The organism is Vibrio sp. TAP-3B (assembly GCF_057784735.1).
The window spans coordinates 452,724-468,517 of the sequence record NZ_CM173496.1; the positions used below are offsets into that span (position 1 = coordinate 452,724).

Annotated in this window: 17 protein-coding genes; 15 read left to right on the forward strand and 2 right to left on the reverse strand. The window is 45.8% G+C overall.

Annotated elements, in window-relative coordinates; all coding sequences use genetic code 11:
• Positions 1-191 precede the first annotated feature (191 nt).
• The 12 genes from lafA (at position 192) to AC3D28_RS16600 (ending at position 9,671) form a co-directional block, all read left to right on the forward strand.
• Entirely contained in the window at positions 192-1,037 is an 846-nt protein-coding gene (gene lafA, locus AC3D28_RS16545) for a lateral flagellin LafA (protein WP_488536729.1), read from the forward strand.
• Between the two features lie 57 nt (positions 1,038-1,094).
• Positions 1,095-2,417 (forward strand): 6-hydroxymethylpterin diphosphokinase MptE-like protein, encoded by a 1,323-nt coding sequence (locus AC3D28_RS16550; RefSeq protein WP_488536730.1) that lies wholly within the window; start codon positions 1,095-1,097, stop codon positions 2,415-2,417.
• Positions 2,401-2,667 carry a hypothetical protein gene (locus AC3D28_RS16555; protein ID WP_488536731.1) on the forward strand — a complete coding sequence of 89 codons (267 nt, stop codon included), beginning with the start codon at positions 2,401-2,403 and terminating at the stop codon, positions 2,665-2,667. The genes AC3D28_RS16550 and AC3D28_RS16555 overlap by 17 nt, the downstream gene beginning before the upstream one ends.
• Before the next feature lie 363 nt (positions 2,668-3,030).
• The gene (fliD, locus tag AC3D28_RS16560; protein ID WP_488536732.1) at positions 3,031-4,368 is read left to right on the forward strand and encodes a flagellar filament capping protein FliD; all 1,338 of its coding nucleotides are present in this window, start codon (positions 3,031-3,033) and stop codon (positions 4,366-4,368) included.
• 19 nt (positions 4,369-4,387) lie between these two features.
• A complete protein-coding gene (gene fliS, locus AC3D28_RS16565) occupies positions 4,388-4,774 on the forward strand; it encodes a flagellar export chaperone FliS (RefSeq protein WP_098414266.1) in 387 nt (128 codons plus the stop codon).
• Complete coding sequence (locus AC3D28_RS16570; RefSeq protein WP_098414267.1) at positions 4,758-5,078, forward strand: LafD; 321 nt, start codon at positions 4,758-4,760, stop codon at positions 5,076-5,078. The genes fliS and AC3D28_RS16570 overlap by 17 nt, the downstream gene beginning before the upstream one ends.
• Complete coding sequence (locus AC3D28_RS16575; RefSeq protein ID WP_488536733.1) at positions 5,075-6,178, forward strand: flagellar hook-length control protein FliK; 1,104 nt, start codon at positions 5,075-5,077, stop codon at positions 6,176-6,178. Before AC3D28_RS16570 ends, AC3D28_RS16575 begins: the two co-directional genes overlap by 4 nt.
• 22 nt (positions 6,179-6,200) lie before the next feature.
• A complete protein-coding gene (locus tag AC3D28_RS16580; protein WP_488536734.1) occupies positions 6,201-6,701 on the forward strand; it encodes a flagellar basal body-associated FliL family protein in 501 nt (166 codons plus the stop codon).
• Between the two features lie 12 nt (positions 6,702-6,713).
• Complete coding sequence (locus tag AC3D28_RS16585; RefSeq protein ID WP_098414270.1) at positions 6,714-7,442, forward strand: FliA/WhiG family RNA polymerase sigma factor; 729 nt, start codon at positions 6,714-6,716, stop codon at positions 7,440-7,442.
• Between the two features lie 10 nt (positions 7,443-7,452).
• Positions 7,453-8,310, forward strand: coding sequence for a flagellar motor stator protein MotA (gene motA / locus AC3D28_RS16590; protein ID WP_098414271.1), 858 nt, complete (start codon positions 7,453-7,455; stop codon positions 8,308-8,310).
• Positions 8,310-9,302, forward strand: coding sequence for a flagellar motor protein MotB (locus tag AC3D28_RS16595; protein WP_098414272.1), 993 nt, complete (start codon positions 8,310-8,312; stop codon positions 9,300-9,302). The genes motA and AC3D28_RS16595 overlap by 1 nt, the downstream gene beginning before the upstream one ends.
• 81 nt (positions 9,303-9,383) lie before the next feature.
• The gene (locus tag AC3D28_RS16600) at positions 9,384-9,671 is read left to right on the forward strand and encodes a hypothetical protein (protein ID WP_098414273.1); all 288 of its coding nucleotides are present in this window, start codon (positions 9,384-9,386) and stop codon (positions 9,669-9,671) included.
• Positions 9,672-9,864: 193 nt separating this feature from the next.
• On the opposite strand, the gene AC3D28_RS16605 is transcribed toward AC3D28_RS16600, so the two are convergent.
• Complete coding sequence (locus AC3D28_RS16605) at positions 9,865-10,242, reverse strand: PH domain-containing protein (RefSeq protein ID WP_098414274.1); 378 nt, start codon at positions 10,240-10,242, stop codon at positions 9,865-9,867.
• Between the two features lie 118 nt (positions 10,243-10,360).
• Positions 10,361-10,576 carry a TIGR02450 family Trp-rich protein gene (locus tag AC3D28_RS16610; protein ID WP_098414275.1) on the reverse strand — a complete coding sequence of 72 codons (216 nt, stop codon included), beginning with the start codon at positions 10,574-10,576 and terminating at the stop codon, positions 10,361-10,363.
• A gap of 560 nt (positions 10,577-11,136) precedes the next feature.
• Here AC3D28_RS16610 and AC3D28_RS16615 point away from each other — a divergent pair.
• From AC3D28_RS16615 to AC3D28_RS16625, 3 genes are all read left to right on the forward strand, one after another.
• Complete coding sequence (locus AC3D28_RS16615) at positions 11,137-12,327, forward strand: MdtL family multidrug efflux MFS transporter (protein WP_488536735.1); 1,191 nt, start codon at positions 11,137-11,139, stop codon at positions 12,325-12,327.
• Positions 12,302-13,270 (forward strand): HTH-type transcriptional regulator YidZ, encoded by a 969-nt coding sequence (yidZ, locus tag AC3D28_RS16620; protein WP_488536736.1) that lies wholly within the window; start codon positions 12,302-12,304, stop codon positions 13,268-13,270. The genes AC3D28_RS16615 and yidZ overlap by 26 nt, the downstream gene beginning before the upstream one ends.
• Positions 13,271-13,629: 359 nt before the next feature.
• Positions 13,630-15,792, forward strand: a complete 2,163-nt coding sequence (locus AC3D28_RS16625) for an FUSC family protein (RefSeq protein WP_488536737.1) — start codon at positions 13,630-13,632, stop codon at positions 15,790-15,792.
• Positions 15,793-15,794: the final 2 nt, after the last annotated feature.

Below are 15,794 nucleotides of genomic sequence, written 5' to 3' on the forward strand. Positions count from 1 at the left end.
CCAAACCAATGTAAGCACGAATTATTCGTGCTTTTTTTTGGAATGCACATCACCAAACCATAATGCTTTTTAATTTTTTTAGGAATTTTTTCAGTTTCAAATTAATCCTTGCTCCCGACCGACCGCCTGTAGTTAGTGACTGGGGAATATCCCTCGAACTGACAGAATAATGACTACTTAAGGAGATTAAGATGGCTTTATCAATGCACACTAACTACGCATCGCTTGTAACGCAAAACACACTAAACGGTACAAGCAACCTTCTAAACACGGCGATGGAGCGTCTAAGCACGGGTTACCGCATCAACTCAGCAGCAGACGATGCTGCGGGTCTACAAATTGCGACTCGTCTTGAGTCTCAAACGCGTGGTATGAACGTTGCAATGCGTAACGCACAAGACGGCATCTCAATGATGCAAACCGCTGAAGGCGCGATGGACGAGATGACCAACATCACCCACCGCATGAGTGACCTCGCGACGCAATCGTTGAACGGTTCTAACGGTGCAGACGAGCGTGCAGCAATGGACGCAGAATTTCAGCAGCTAAGTGCAGAACTAACCAATATCATGGACAACACCTCTTTCGGTGGTCAGAAATTACTAGAAGCAAGTGGTGCATTCGGTGCAGGATCTGTTGTATACCAGATTGGCGCGACTGGCGCAGAAAAACTGGACGTTGATGCATCAGCTGATCTTGCTGCTATTACTACTAAGATTGCAGCTCTAGGTAGCGTTAGTACTGCTGCGGCGGCATCAACTGCACTCGGTAACCTAACCAGTACTGGCGGTGTGCTAGAAACGCTGGGCACGGCTCGTGCCGAATTTGGTGCGAACATTAACCGCCTAGAACACACCATGACCAACCTAGGTAACATGGTAGAAAACACCTCTGCTGCGAAAGGTCGTATCATGGATGCGGACTTCGCGGTTGAATCATCAAACATGACGAAAAACCAAATGCTGATGCAAGCTGGTACAACGGTTCTTTCTCAAACGAACCAACTACCTGGTATGGCAATGTCTCTATTGCGTTAATCACCCACTTAATACTAACCCCGCCTTTATGGTGGGGTTTTTTTGCTTTAATTGATTATGACACCTATATACCAACAACATATCGAACTGATTGAAGCCCGTTGGCCCGACGTTGCTCAAGCATTAAATCAGGCTGACGTTGATGCCCTACACTTCGACATAATAGAAAAAACAGCGATGACGCTGAAAGTCAACGGTGTGCAACTCTGCAGTGCTTACGACCCGACCGAAGAAGCATTCCGGTATCGCAGTGTCACCGCAAGCGACCACTACCATGTTTGGGGCATCGGCATGGGCAATGTGCCTGCTTTGCTCTCCCAAGATAACAATGCTCAATCGGTCACTCTGTATCTTTATAATCTATCGCTAGCCAAACTCGTTCTTTCTTTGGTGCCGCAACCTTGGCTTTCCGACCCTCGTTTCTCTCTGGTAGTAGTTAAAGAAGATGCCCCTAAAGTAGGCGTACACTTAGCGAGCTTAGGCTTACCTGGTGCCATTATTATTAATGCCGATCGTGCGATCAGCCGCCTGTCGCATCAGTGGCTCTACTTCCGTATGGAAAACCGCGTCATGATTGCCATGGCAAACTCTAACTTCCGCCATAGCGATGATAAGCTGAAAACAGTTGAGCAAGAAAACACGCCACTGTTAAAACGCCTTCCCTCTTCGGACGAATATTTACGTTACGATGTAAATGATGCAATTTGTATCGGAGCTGGTCCGTCATTGCAACAACACATTGATGAGCTGAAGTCCGTATATCATCAGCCAAATCGGCCGAAACTTATCGCCGCGTCGACAGCGTGCAAATGCTTAATCGAAAATGGCATTAAGCCCGATGTGGTATTTGCAGTAGATATTGCCCTTGGTGATGAATACATTCCTTATGAATTAGCCAAAAACACCATACTCGTGTTTGGTGCACATATGCCAAAACGTGTATTCCAAAACTGGCACGGGGAAAAATACTACCTGCATTTGGGCGACTATACGTATGACCGCTTTGCGCAGATCTTACCAGTCAAATACCGTCCATATGCTTTTGGTTCAGTCATTCACCCATTGATTCACTGCACTCTGCTGCAAGGCGCGACACGTATTGCTTTGATTGGTTGTGACTTTGGCTTTCCGGGGGAAATTATCCACTCTGGCCGTGAAAATCGAGCCGACGATCATAATGTCACCATGACCGCCCAGGTTCAAAATGGTTATGGTGAAATGATCAAAACCTCACCGACCTATCGAATGTTTGCCAGTGGGGTAGAAAACCTGATTGCGGCCGCGCCACAAACACAATTCTATAATTGGAGTCGCATCGGCGCAAAAATCGTCGGAGCAGAGTATTTTAATGTGGAGGCACTGTATGGAAACGGAAACTAATGCTACCCATAACATTTTTATCAAAACTTCAGATGTGTACTATTACGGCGACCATCTAACCGGTGATTTGATGTTAGGACGATGTCTTAAATTACTCACTAAGTTATTTGCCGTTCCGACTGAGCGAGCCTTACTGCTGGATATCGTATCTAAAATTAACCAAGCGCGAGAATTGCACGACTTTACCGCACTTGCCGATATCCTCAGATATGAAGTTGCGCCCCATATCAAAGCTATCAGTGAGCGTTAATCACGCATTGTAAACCTTATCTGGTCGCTATCCCTGAGCCCAAGTTCAGGGATTTTTTATCACTCTTTTCTATCCATCACCGTCGATACCCCGCCCTCAATCAACCAAACTAGGCTGAAATCCGATTAAATATGTTTCGCTTTTCAGTCGCCTTTCATAATTGGAAAACACGACTTGGTTTTAGGGGAAGGCGGAACCCACAGGGTGGAATCACCGCTTCCTTCCTCCTTAGATAAAACCAACCTAAGTTACTGTTTTTTAAATCAAATAAACAAACGGCATGCATCTTGCGATGTACTGTTCAATCATGGCATAGCACCTAAGCTATTTAGACCGAATAGAGATGAGAGAGGGAACAACCTCATGAGTTCTTTAGATCCAATTCAAATGGCGACCCAGTTCGCTACGTTCGATGTACAACCATTTCAACAACGCAACGAATGGCAAGCCAATAAATATCAGACGCAACTCTCGGCGCTAGGTAAAGTCGAAAGCGCTTTACGCGATTTCCGTACCACGTTAGACGAGATGAACAGCAGTACAAGCAGCATCATCAAAAACAGCGCGACCCTTTCTCAAGACGGGTACTTAACCGCGGATGCTGACGCCAAAGCCATCACCGGCAACTACCAAATTTTTGTCGAGCAAGTAGCAACGGCACACCAAGTATCTACCGGCATGCCTGCTGATCTCAATGCAACAACTGAGATCCCAACCACGGGGTCACTTGAGTTCACTATTAACGGTGAGGCCATGACTCTGGATCTCTCTACGGTAGATAAAGACGGCGATGGCAAAGCCACAATGAGCGACCTCGCAAGCGCCATCAATAACGACCCCAGTAATCCCGGAGTAAATGCCACCTTAGTGCGTTCCAATGGTCAAACTCACTTCATGCTCTCGAGCACGGAAACCGGGGTTGATAATGCCATTAATGTCAGCGCTACAGGTACAGGCCAGACATGGTTTGAAGACGCATTTGTAAACGTCACTGATATTACCGCACCGCAAGATGCGGTGATGTGGATGGGCGCTGAAGGATCTGGGTTAAAACTCACTAACGCCAGCAACACCTTCCAAGGGGTGATTGACGGTGTCGATGTTACCGTGAGCAAGGCTCAGACCTCTGGGGAAGCGCCTATCAGCTTGAACATTGGTGCCGACAATGAAGCTACCCAAGAACAGATGGATAAGTTCGTCGATGCATACAACAGCCTCGTTTCCACCATCGATAAATACACCAAGATTGGCGGTGAAGATGAGACCCGGGGGGTACTAGCCAGTGACCCGACTCTGCGCAGCATTGAAAGCCAACTTACCAACCTGATTCGTGGCGAGCACGGTGGGATGCGCCTCAGTGAAGTCGGCGTAACCTTAGATCGCAACGGCAAAATGAAAGTTGACCAAGAAAAATTCAATGAAGCGCAAAAGAACAATAGTACAGGCTTAGAAGCGATGTTTAATGGTGATGGCGGCTTACTCGATTCGCTTGATGCAATGGCCGAACCCTTTTTGAAATTCTCGTCGGGTGCATTTAATTCTCGTAAAGACGCTCTGCAATCAAATTTAGACCGCATCGATGACAAACAAGCAACGTTAGAGCGTAAGTACGAGATGTCTTACGATCGCTATCTCAAGCAATTTACGCAAATGAACCAAATTATGACTCAAATGAAACAAACCATGTCAATGTTTGACTAAAGCTTTAGGAGAAACACTCATGCTTATGGACTCAGGTTACGACTCGTATCAGCAAGTCGATCTCGATGCTCAAGCAGCAGCAGCAAACCCTCACCAACTGGTCATTATGTTGATCGATGGCTTACTCGACGAAGTCGAACGTATTCGCGGCCATCTGGCAGCGACTCGTTTGGCCGAGAAAGGCCATGGGATCAACAAATGCATGAACATCTTAATTGGACTAACCAGTGCGCTAGATGATGAAAACGGTGGCGAAATCGCAGAAAACTTGCGCCAGCTTTACGACTTCTGTCAAGTCGAACTTTATTACGCCAGTGTGCAAAATGACGCAGACCGTTTGGTCAATGTTGAGCGTGTAATGGGTAACATTCGTGAAGGTTGGATGAGTTTTGGACAACAAGCATAAAGTATCGCCAGAGCGATTCCGTCATTTATCTCAGCTTATCCAATTCGCAGCAAAAACAGCGGATTGGCATGCTCTTAAACGCTATGACTTGCAGTTGCGAGAACTTTTGATCAGCCATAAACCTTTTTTGCAAGATCCAAAGCTCGCCCCTGAAATTCAACGTGCAAAGGCCGTTCATGCTGATGCATTTGCCGCATTGGAAAAGTCAACTAACGAGTTAAAAAGTGAGATGGACATGGTGAACGATCATCAAGAGCGCGCAATGGCTTACCAACTGGCAATGACTATGGATCTGACCCAATGATGGTATCTTATTCAACGCAACTGTCTGGCAATCCGTCTTCTACCAGCGAAGGTAAAGTCACGCAAGCCAGAACCGTGCATGGCTTTTCACAGCGTCATTCTTCAGAACACAACCAGCAAGCTGGCTCTAAGTTAACGTCTGTTGAAACTGCGCCCAGTTTTCGTCTTACCGCGGCAGCATTATCCGCATCCGACGTAAAAACGACGCAAGAGACAGCAAAAACAGAAAAGAATGACATTGATACAGATGAACATTCAAGCTCTGAATCCATGGCTGCGTTAACGAGCACGTTGGGAGTCCAAGAAGAACCTAGTCTCGCGGCGCAAGCTCAGGATCTGCTCAAAGGTATACTTCCCCTAATGGGAAAACAGGCCGAACAACCCGGCAAAACACCGTCTTCAACCGTGAGTAGCGAAGCCAGACCTATCAGGCAAGAACAAAACAGCGTCTTGCTCAACACTTCGTCAAAGCAACAAGAAGTCCAACAAGGTCTTGCGGCGGCTTCGCCAAGCTCACGCTTGTCGATATCTAGTGCTGATTTTCAAGCCTTACTGAGTCAACCCACTCAAAATCAACCGATGGCGTCACCACTCCAAGTACAGGCTCCAAGTGCACACGCACCTACTCCCGCTTCCGCTGCGAGTCATATCCAAACTCAAGGTTCTGAGTGGGCCGCTGTGCGTGTGGATACCAGTGCTGGAAAGTGGGGGGAGCAAATGATGCAGGTCTTGCACGACCGAGTCACTCTCCAAGCTCAACAAAACGTACAAGAAGCAAAAATCCGTCTCGACCCACCTGACTTAGGTAAGTTGGATTTGCATGTACGCATGGAGGGTGACCGACTCAGCGTGCAGATCAATGCCAATACTGCCGCAACGCGAGAAGCCTTAATGCAAGTATCTGAACGCTTACGCACTGAATTACAAGAGCAAAACTTCATCCACGTCGATGTGAATGTTGGCTCAGATCAAGGTCAGGAACGTCATCAACCCCATACAAACGAAGAAGATACCACTATTTTCGCTGCACGAGAGTCCAGCGCGTTTTCATCCAATAAAACAACAAACTATTCAGAACACTGGCTGAGCACTCAAGCCTAGCAAATTGTCGAGGAAAAAGGTTATGACCAAAAAACAAATGATCGTCCTGTTTATCGCCATGATCATCACCAGCGCCCTCGTTTCGGCCGCCACGGTTATGGGCGGTATTTGGTACCTAAACAAACACTCTCAAGAGTCATCTGACTCTGTTTCACTGTTAGAAGGTTCTCCATTGTCATTTTTGGTCGCAGACGAACCAACGGAGAAAGGACCAAGCTTCCATCCTTTAGACCGAGTCGTTTTGACCATTAAAGGTAAAAAGCAGACGCACTTTGTCATGCTAGAGCTGGCCGTTGAAACACGCCGTCCAGAGCGCATTAAAGACATCGACAACTACATGCCGATCGTACAAAACTCGTTGTTAAAACTGTTTAGTGACAAAACATTCGGCGAATTGCAGCAAGACGGTTCTATCGAGATTCTGCAAAACGAAGTGAAACAAACGTTACTGAAAGCCTTCGATAAAACAGACATCGTGCGTGACATCGATGATGTTATTTTGACTAAATACGTTGTGCAGTAGCGGAGCACAACCATGTTAGACATGAACCCACAAGATACTTACACCACGGAAGAGGAAGTGACGGCACCGTCGCGACCAATTGATGAAAATGCCCTGCTGCAGCGTCATCAAATTATGGTAAAACGCGTCGTTAACCAACTTCGCGTCCATGCCACTTCCCATTGTAGTATTGAAGACATGCAGCAAATTGGACTCATCGCTCTCGTCGAATCTGGACGCCGATACGGCGACGTTGACGACCCGCACTTTCCCGCTTTTGCCGTGTGCCGCGTGAGAGGAGCCATTTTGGATGAATTACGCCGACTAGACTGGCGTTCTCGTAAAACACGCCAAGAAGCTCATGAGCTCAATGACGTCACCCGTGATCTCACCCGCTCTTTAGGGCGAGTGCCAACGGATTCCGAAATCGTCCAAGCCTTAGGCACTAACGAGCAAGATTATTATGCCCGCCAAAATGCTGCGCTTGCGGGGGAAATGCAAAGCCTTGATCAACTGATGGAAAGCAGTGGTGATAGCCATATCGGCGGACAATATGATGGCATGGAACATGAACATATTCGCCGCAGTTTAGACAGTGCTATCGGCAAGTTGCCCAAGCGTGATCAACTGTTACTCACTCTGTTCTATCAGCACGAACTCAACTTACACGAGATAGCCCTCGTCTTGGATCTGACGCCTCCTCGAATTTGTCAGCTTCATAAACAAGCGCTGAAACAACTCAACCAATTAATGTCCTCTTAGGAGTCATAAGATGCAAAAGTTTTTTGGAGTCCTCACTATTCTAGTGTGTGTCTTCGGTGGATACATGTGGGCTGGCGGTAATCTAGGCGCTATCTGGCAACCAGCCGAATTCCTTATCATTATTGGCGCAGCAGCTGGTTCATTGATCATCGGTAACCCGCCGCATGTACTCAAGGAAATGCGCCGACAGGTGCCTGCCACGATCAAAGGCCCTAAAGATGAGTATGAGTACTATATGGAATTAATGTCTCTGCTCAACAATTTACTTGAAACAGCACGCAACCGCGGTTACAAATTTCTCGATTCTCATATCGAGTCGCCAGACCAAAGCTCAATTTTTCTCGCATATCCGACAGTTTCTCAGGATCATCGGGTAATTTCTTTCATCACTGACAATTTACGTTTAATGGCAATGGGACAAATGTCGCCTCATGAATTAGAGGGACTGCTAGAACAAGAAATCGAAGCGATACAGAACGAAATGCTTTTACCTTCACGCTCACTACAGCGTACAGCAGAAGCACTGCCTGGTTTCGGTATCCTAGCAGCGGTGGGTGGCATCATCATCACCATGCAAGCTATTGATGGCTCAATCGCCTTGATTGGTTATCACGTAGCGGCCGCCCTTGTTGGTACATTTATTGGTATTTTTGGTTGTTACTGTGGCTTAGACCCATTAAGTAACGCTATGGCTCAGCGAGTGAGACGTGATATGACCGCTTTTGAATGCATACGTGCAACCTTGGTTGCCTATGTCGCGAAAAAGCCAACATTGCTCGCCATCGACGCTGGCCGTAAACATATTCAGCTAGACATCAAACCAACTTTCAACCAAATGGAGAAGTGGTTAGCTGAACAGGAGGGATAATGCAAAAACAAGAGCATGTAGTGTTCAAACGTGCCAAAGCTCACAGCCATGATGAATCTCATGGCGGCGCGTGGAAAGTCGCGTTTGCTGACTTCATGATCGCCCTAATGGCGCTGTTTCTTGTGCTTTGGGTTATGCAAGTGGTAGATAAAGAAGAGCGTAAAGCAATTGTCGCCCATTTACATAGTTCGAGCGTGTTTGATAAGAGTTACGGCAATCCATTCGATACTTCACAAAGTATCTCTCCTATTGACTTGGCACAGGACTCTTCTGTGCCAAGCAAACATAACTCCAACCACGTTGTGAGCTCTTACTTTCGTGGTGATGGTGATGGCCCTGAAATTGACTCGCTTATCCCCGGTAGCTTCGACACCCAAGAGCAACTTGCTGCGCTAGCCAAAGTTATTGAAAAAATGGCAGCCCAAATCAATGCTCAAGGCAACGTGAATGTCACTGTAACGCCGCAAGGCTTACGCGTCGTTTTGCAAGATGATTACAAACAACATATGTTCAGTCGTGGTGGTCATAAACTCACGCCTTTTTTTGAAGACTTACTGCTCGCATTCGCGCCTGTTTTTCAGCGTGTTAATAACCCACTGATCATCAGCGGACACACCGATGCTATTCCCTTTAAAAAGCGTTTTGGCCGTCAATCAAACTGGGCATTGTCGGCTTCTCGCGCTGATGTAGCACGAAACACGCTGGTTGAAGGTGGTATGCCAGATGAGCGAGTCATGCAAGTCACTGGCATGTCTGATCGCGCCCTGCTCAACCCTGATGAACCAGAATCAAGTGAAAACCGACGCATCGAGCTGTTTGTTTTAACCACTCCTGCGGCTAAAGTCCTTGAAACTCTTTTTGGTAACCACGAAGAAAGTGAATTAGAAAAGGCGAAGCAGCAGGCCGAATTTAACCAACCAGTCATCCGACAAGAAGTCATTCGCTACTCCGAAGATGCCACCGCCAAAGAAGCGACAATCCAAGAACTATAATCAAGAAAGGTTACCTTGCTTTGTAGGTGACCTTTTCTAACCGATAACTTCTGTTACTGTGACTTTTTAGTTGAGTTCTATATGCACATAACAACGCCTAAAAACAAAAAACGCGACCTGTTGAAGAAGGCCTTTCTATGGTTAATTGTCTTCGACTACCTCTTGCTTACGCTTTTTCTAACTCAACTGTCTAGTTTAACGCTTAACAGCGGCACCATGATAAGCCTGCTGCTCGTTGTTTATAATATCTTGCTCGTTTCACTGTGCTTTCAGAGAACGGAGAAGCAGGATTCTTACATCATCTATCCTATTTTATCCGCCACTTTGCTTGCGTTTATCTGCTTTCTCTATTTCTTTTTTCTAATTTAAATAACAGATTCCACCATTGATTTTATCTTTATTGCTTTGGCAACCTGATCGTTTTGATGAGTCTGACTTCACCCACTCGTCGCTTTCATCAATCGCACTGGCTCATCTTTTTTATTAGCAAAAAACAGAAAGTGACGGATTGATATTCTCACCGCCACACTCCATCTTTTTCGTACACTTCGCACTCTTATCTCTAGGCGAGTACATACTCACTGACCATTCGATTAAATGTAATAAGGTCAAACGATCCTCTAATCTCAAAACGAACTCGCCCCACCTCGCTCATAAAAAATTCGATTTCACAATCTAAATCGAACGTTCCGGAAGTCTCAATAGAAAAGGCATTGATTTTGCTGTAGGGAAGAGAGGTATAATCTACTTTTGAGCCAGTAATGCCTTGCACATTAGCAGCAATGACACGCTTGTTGGTGAATATCAATTGGTCACGAACAGTTTTAAACCCTGCAAACACTGACTCACCATCAATCAGAAACTTATGAAAATCTTCCCTAACCTTTGAGATCTCTATCGGTTTAAGCTTAAACACAGAGGAATTTTCGAAGTCGATCATAGTCATTCCTTTTATTTTATAATGAACAAACTCAACGTAGCAGATACTTAGACCATTGCCTATCGGTAGAACACCCGCTTTTCATCATCAAGTAAAAGGAAGCTCTCAATAAAACCACTCACTTCCAACCTTGTCGCCATTGTGTCGGATCTTTCAGCTCTTGCCAGTCCATCTCCTGCTCTCGCCTACTCATGATCGCTTCGATCACACACCTTACCACGTAGCCCTCTTCATCAAGTTCCATTTCCGTGACCACAAAATGCTTCTCTTTATGCCTAGGAGAAGTCGCAGTCCATTTGCTGTTTAATAATTTTTTGGGGTGAATTCTGTTCATGTTGCAACACCGATTTTTATGACCTTTTTGATGTATACGGCTGGATACAAACAGAGAGTCACATTTTTCTTATTTTTGAACTTTCCCACAACAGAAATCACAGCAAAAGAGATACGTCCCATTTGCTGCTTTACCGACCAAAACAATCACAACAACTCCAACTAATACTGGCGTCGCCATCACCGATAGGGCTACGGCCATGACGTGAATGCTTTGTTTGTCTTCTTCGCTTACCGCAGGGCGATCGGCCAGTTCGTCGTTCCCTGCTTCAATCCAACGCAGCGCGTATTCGGGGAAGATTGGTAAAACGTGTTTAGTGACAAGCTTTCATTTGAAAGTTAATGATCAGATTATCGAATGCTCCGCCCTTCCTATCTCGAGGGCATTCGATATAGAAACCTCACTGCTGAGATGGTAATGGTAATGGTCATCTTCTCCTGCTGCCTTTATGCTCAGTTTATACAGGGTATGTCGTAAATAGAAATACCTAGTGTCGTATTTCCCACTCGCAGGCAAACGTTTAGCACTCTATTATCTTCGCATTCAATAGAGAGGTTTCCATGTCCCGTTTTTTACTTTGTAGTTTTGCTCTTGTTTTACTCTACCCTACTGCCATTGATTTATATCTTGTAGGTTTACCTCAAATTGCGGCAGATCTTAATGCAAGTGAATCGCAATTGCATATCGCGTTTTCAATCTATTTGGCAGGCATGGCAACCACGATGTTGTTTGCGGGAAAAATTGCCGACTCCGTTGGCCGAAAACCTGTGGCGGTCGTTGGTGCTGTGATTTTTGTTTTGGCCTCTTTGCTTGGAGGGATGGCAGAACAACCCAATACTTTTTTAATCGCGCGTTTCATCCAAGGGATTGGCGCGGGTTCTTGTTACGTTGTCGCTTTCGCAATTTTACGCGACACATTGGATGACCAGCGCCGTGCAAAAGTGTTGTCGATGCTAAATGGTATCACCTGCATCATTCCTGTGATTGCACCTGTGGTTGGGCACTTGATCATGCTGAAATTTCCTTGGCCGAGCCTGTTTACTACCATGGCAGGAATGGGCATCCTCGTGAGTTTGCTTTCAATTTTTGTCCTGAAAGAATCTTTACAGGTTCAGGTTTCAGAAGAGAATACGGGCTCGGAGAACCATCAAGAGATCTTCTTCGAACGCTTCTTTATGAGCCGACTCGTTATTACCGCAATTGGGGTGACAACCATTCTTACCTTTGTGAACACGTCACCTATCTTAATAATGAATATGCTTGGTTTTGATCGCGGCGGCTACTCCTCTGTAATGGCAGGCACGGCAACCATTAGTATGCTCATTTCGTTCTCGGCACCCTTGGCGCTCTCCATTTTTAAACAACAAACATTGATGGTCACGTCCCAAATACTGCTTGCTTGCGCTGCTATCGTGCTTAGCGTTGCACATTTCTACAACGGGCCATCAATTTACTATTTAATTGGACTTGGGTTGATTTGCGCGGGCTTTGCGACTGGCTTTGGCGTGGTCATGAGTCAAGCGCTCAGCCCATTCTCTCAACAAGCAGGCATGGCAAGTTCATTGCTCGGTATTGCTCAAGTTTGTAGCTCGGCCTTTTATATTTGGTTTATGGGGTTCATTGGCGTTAGTGCTCTGAATATGTTGGTATTTATTTTGGTGTTAGGTAGCGTAATCAGCCTTGCTCTAATACTATTGATTCCAAATCCAGTTCACGAAAGCCATTATGAAGAAGTCACTAGCGCGTCTTGATTTAAACCTACTGTTTACTCTACAACTGCTACTGCAAGAGCAAAGTGTCTCAAAAACGTCAAGAAAGCTAAATGTGACGCCCTCCACGGTGAGTAAGTCGTTAAATAAACTGCGCCATTGGTTCGACGATCCTTTGTTTATCAAAACCCCCAAAGGACTCGCGCCAACGCCTTTGGCGCAGAGTATGGAGCAAGATCTTGCAGAATGGCTACAAATTGGCAGTCAAATCGCGGAGAAGCGCAGCGATATCATTTCCAAAGGTGTGCGTTTTGATCTGACAATTGAGTCACCTTTGGTTCTCACCGTATTGGATAGGCTCATTGTGGCCATCCACCAGCGGTATCCTGAAGCGAAAATAAAAACTAGCAATTGGGACTACGATTCCCTCGACGCTATTATTCGTGGCGAGACAGATATTGGCTTTACAGGAAGAGAAAGCCATCCTCGCTCGAAGGAGTCTTTGGGGCTGCTGCCGTACTTCTTGGATTTCGAGATTCTGTTTTACGATCTGCCCATGGTGTACTTACATAAAGATCACCCAGCCTTGCAGCAAGCGTGGACTCTCGACACATTTTTAAGTTATCAGCACATCAATATTGTGTGGGAGAAAAGTGAGACTTGGGCATTAGATGAAGTATTGACTGAACAAGGTTTACAACGCTGTATCGGCCTGACCATGTCCAACTTTGAGCAGTCACTCTTCATGGCAGCGCAACCAACTCACAACATGATCACCACCGCCCCCCACTATTGCAAAAGCTATACGGAGAAGTTGCATCTCGATTTGGTTTGTTTACCCATTCCGCTGGATAAACCTCAGCAAGACAAGTTACTGATTCCATTTACGATGATCTGGCATAAGCGCAATGCGTACAATCCCAAATTGTTGTGGCTAAAAAACACCATCAAATCTTTGTACGAGACACCATGCCAGCCATTGTAACTCTCTGGCTAATACCTCGTTTTCTCACACTATTTCAAGTTATTAGTAAATTTGATGGTTCTCATTCATCACTTTATTAATAAATGAAAAGGTCGTTTGACGCTACAGTGACCCCATACTTCTGTGGCTGTCGACCTTTTTACCAGTGCCATCATTGTTGATGGCATCTCTTTGGTTCTTTATCTCGGTCCAAAAAAACGAGCAAAGAGTCAGCAAGCCGATAAAAAGCAATAACTTTCCTCTCAAATATCCATTCATCACCTATGCTTTTTAAACGAGCAAAACTCAGAGCAATGCTCTGATTATTAATTTAAAAAATTCATCGACTTATAATGATAAGCCTGAGCACACTTTGACCTATGAACGACAAAATAAAATTCGCTATAAAAGTATCGCTTAGCCTCACTCTGGCTTATCTGATCCCGTTTTCCATGGGTTGGCCGCAAGCATCGACGGCCGCAACCACAGTAATGCTGATAGCATCCACTGGCAGTCGTCGTGAATCGCTCGCCAAAGGGACCTTGCGTGTGTGCGGTACGTTGGTTGGCGCAGTCGTTGGCTTGTTACTGGTGGGGTTGTTTGCTCAAGACCGCTTGCTATACATGCTGAGCGTGTCAGTTGTGGTTTCTTTCATTTTTTATTTCCGTAACGCCTATCAAAAAGATCCAACGCTACTCATGTTGACGGGCGTCATGACACTGATGATGTCCAATGGCGGTGATGCAGAAGGCGCGTTTCTCTATGGCGTTGACCGCGCTTACATGACGGTGTTTGGGGTGGTGGTTTACACGCTCGTGGGAACGTTCTTATTCCCGACTAAAACAGAACAAAATCTAAGACAGCTCATCGAACAACTCAACCAAGCACAACGCGCGTTGTTCACGGCTATCTTGCAAAATTTCGAGCAAAAATCATCACCTCAAGAGAGCACGGAAGAGAATCCAGAAGCGAGTGCAACGCAACTCAGTGTGGACGACCTTATTGAGCAGATGTTTGCCGCCCAAAATGCGCTCGAACAGCGTTTTGCCACGGTCAGTGTGGAATGCAGCGATGTATCGGCCTACATCAAAGAGTGGCGATTGGCGGTTCATTTGAACAAGCAGGTAACACAACAATTGACCGTCGCGGCGCACAGTCATTTTAGCCACCAGCAGGACCGCGAAAGCATCAGCAACTTTGATCAAGCCATTGCGGAAATTTATGCTCTGTTTGATACCTGCCAACAAGTCTGGGACGAAAAAGAGCCCGCTTTTCGTGCTCAAAAGTTCAAAGTCGAATACAGCCAAACATTGCTTGAAGAGGCACCACATCTCGCTAAAGGTTCTGCGCTTACTTTGGGATATCTCTTGGGACTATTGCATCAAAATTTGTCGCGTTTGGCAGAGAGTATTAGTTGCATAGATTCCGTGACGAACAATGTCTCCTTTGACGTGCCGCTTCCGAAACCGAAAAGTCAGTTTCTGTGGTGGGATGCAGAAAACTTTAAGACTGCAGTCAAAACCTTTGTCACCTATTGGATCGCTGGATTGATTTGGATTTATTTCAATCCGCCGAGTGGCTATTCATTTGTGGTCTTCTCGACCATGTTTATGTCTCTGCTGTCGTTCGTGCCTGTGCATCCCATTTTACTGCTTGTGCTGTTCACGTTTGGCTTCTTATTCGCCGTTCCTTCTTATGTGTTCATTCTCCCGCAGTTGGATCTCGGGTTAGAACTTGGCCTGTTCATCTTTATCTACACCTTTATCGGCTTTTATCTGTTTAATGGGCCAGTGACGATTTTCTACATGGTGGGCTTGTTTGTTCTCGGTTTGGGCAACAACATGCTCTATCACTTCGAAGTTCTAATGACGATCATGCTGCTGTTCTACATGGTGGTATTCATGATCATTTTCGCGCACTACTTCCCGTTTAGCTCACGACCAGAACACCTCTTTTTAACCATCAAAGAGCGCTACTTTCGGCATATTCGAGAGCTGTTTGCCACCTATCAGCAGCAATCTAGTCCGGTTCTCACATCAATCAAACGTGCATTGCACTTGGTGACGCTCAACGTCTCATCGAAAAAGCTCAAAGTGTGGGGGTCGAAAATCAACCACAAACACTTTGATCAAACCACGCCAGAAGCCATTAGCGCTTTCAGTAAAGCGTGTGATGTGCTGAGCAATCACATCAACATCTTAATGGCGGCAGAGAAAAAGTTGCTGTCCAATCCGCTGATTACTCAGCTTCGCCAGCAACACCGCGATGCCATCATTCCTTTGATGGCGGGCGCTTTGACCAGTCATCAAGCAACACAAGCGCTCAACTCCGTATTCGATCAATACAGTCAGGATTACCAATCATTCGAAGATAAACTGGAAAGTTTTTTTAGTGACTTGGATTTATCTGACTACGCTTATTCAGAGATAGCCGGTTTTTATATCTTGCTGAATTTAAAACGGAACGTGTTCGAAGCGATCAAGCATTGCAAACAAACTTATGAGGATATCGACTGGGTGAACTTACAACAGAAGCGGTTTTAAAG

Excerpts from the sequence above, each read along its gene's own strand:
- yidZ (WP_488536736.1), top strand. The coding sequence starts at position 12,302 with ATGAAGAAGTCACTAGCGCGTCTTGATTTAAACCTACTGTTTACTCTA.
- AC3D28_RS16615 (WP_488536735.1), top strand. The coding sequence starts at position 11,137 with ATGTCCCGTTTTTTACTTTGTAGTTTTGCTCTTGTTTTACTCTACCCT.
- AC3D28_RS16600 (WP_098414273.1), top strand. The coding sequence starts at position 9,384 with ATGCACATAACAACGCCTAAAAACAAAAAACGCGACCTGTTGAAGAAG.
- AC3D28_RS16605 (WP_098414274.1), bottom strand. The coding sequence starts at position 10,242 with ATGATCGACTTCGAAAATTCCTCTGTGTTTAAGCTTAAACCGATAGAG.
- AC3D28_RS16580 (WP_488536734.1), top strand. The coding sequence starts at position 6,201 with ATGACCAAAAAACAAATGATCGTCCTGTTTATCGCCATGATCATCACC.
- fliS (WP_098414266.1), top strand. The coding sequence starts at position 4,388 with ATGCTTATGGACTCAGGTTACGACTCGTATCAGCAAGTCGATCTCGAT.
- AC3D28_RS16585 (WP_098414270.1), top strand. The coding sequence starts at position 6,714 with ATGTTAGACATGAACCCACAAGATACTTACACCACGGAAGAGGAAGTG.
- AC3D28_RS16575 (WP_488536733.1), top strand. The coding sequence starts at position 5,075 with ATGATGGTATCTTATTCAACGCAACTGTCTGGCAATCCGTCTTCTACC.
- motA (WP_098414271.1), top strand. The coding sequence starts at position 7,453 with ATGCAAAAGTTTTTTGGAGTCCTCACTATTCTAGTGTGTGTCTTCGGT.
- fliD (WP_488536732.1), top strand. The coding sequence starts at position 3,031 with ATGAGTTCTTTAGATCCAATTCAAATGGCGACCCAGTTCGCTACGTTC.
- AC3D28_RS16550 (WP_488536730.1), top strand. The coding sequence starts at position 1,095 with ATGACACCTATATACCAACAACATATCGAACTGATTGAAGCCCGTTGG.
- AC3D28_RS16595 (WP_098414272.1), top strand. The coding sequence starts at position 8,310 with ATGCAAAAACAAGAGCATGTAGTGTTCAAACGTGCCAAAGCTCACAGC.
- AC3D28_RS16625 (WP_488536737.1), top strand. The coding sequence starts at position 13,630 with ATGAACGACAAAATAAAATTCGCTATAAAAGTATCGCTTAGCCTCACT.
- AC3D28_RS16610 (WP_098414275.1), bottom strand. The coding sequence starts at position 10,576 with ATGAACAGAATTCACCCCAAAAAATTATTAAACAGCAAATGGACTGCG.
- AC3D28_RS16555 (WP_488536731.1), top strand. The coding sequence starts at position 2,401 with ATGGAAACGGAAACTAATGCTACCCATAACATTTTTATCAAAACTTCA.
- lafA (WP_488536729.1), top strand. The coding sequence starts at position 192 with ATGGCTTTATCAATGCACACTAACTACGCATCGCTTGTAACGCAAAAC.